This window comes from Streptomyces griseorubiginosus, from assembly GCF_017614965.1.
Classification (GTDB): domain Bacteria; phylum Actinomycetota; class Actinomycetes; order Streptomycetales; family Streptomycetaceae; genus Streptomyces; species Streptomyces griseorubiginosus_B.
Genome location: NZ_WVUG01000691.1, coordinates 1 through 791, shown reverse-complemented (window position 1 = coordinate 791; position 791 = coordinate 1). Strand labels below are relative to the sequence as shown.

Here is a 791-nt window from a genome sequence, read left to right as displayed (position 1 = left end):
CCCCTGTCCATCGGCGGCCGCGCAGATCCCGTCCGCCTGGTCTTCGACGCCGCCCCCGGCCCCGCCCTCGTCGTCGGCCTGTCGGACCTGGGCGACCGCTTCCGGCTGACCGCCAACGCCGTGGACGTGGTCGCCCCCAGCCGGCCGCTGCCCCGCCTGCCCGTCGCCCGCGCCGTGTGGAAACCCCGCCCGTCGCTGGCGGAGTCCGCGGAGAGCTGGCTGCTGGCCGGCGCCCCCCACCACACCGTGCTGACCTCCGCCGTCGACCTCGAAACCCTCACCGACTTCGCCGCCATGACCGGCGTCGAACTGCTGACCATCGACGAGAACACCAGCACCGACCAGTTCGCCAAGGAGATCCGCTGGAACGCCGCCTACCACCGACTGGCCCAGGCCCTGTGATGGCGAGCCTGCACGAGGAGGTCCTGGCCGCCAACCTCGCCATCCCCCACGCCGGCCTGGCCACCCTGACCTGGGGCAACGTCTCCGGCGTCGACCGCGAGGCGGGGGTGTTCGTCATCAAGCCCTCCGGCGTGCCCTACGAGAGCCTCACCCTGGAGGACCTGGTCACCGTGCGCCTGTCGGACGGGGCCGTCATCGCCGGTCACCTGCGCCCCTCCACCGACACCGAGACCCACCGCAGCCTCTACCGCGCCTTCCCCTCCATCGGCGGCGTCACCCACAGCCACTCCACTCACGCCGTCGCCTTCGCCCAGGCCCACCGCGCCATCCCCGTCCTGGGCACCACCCACGCCGACACCTTCAACGGCCCCATCCCCGTCACCCGCGAC

1 protein-coding gene and 1 pseudogene are annotated in these 791 nt (G+C 73.2%); both read left to right on the top strand.

Annotated elements, in window-relative coordinates; genetic code table 11:
• Positions 1-402, top strand: a pseudogene (locus GRC12_RS44790) (L-arabinose isomerase); the annotation flags it as partial.
• The coding region (locus GRC12_RS44785; protein ID WP_208786134.1) for a class II aldolase/adducin family protein at positions 402-791 on the top strand (390 nt) is incomplete at its 3' end. The pseudogene GRC12_RS44790 and the gene GRC12_RS44785, both read left to right, overlap by 1 nt.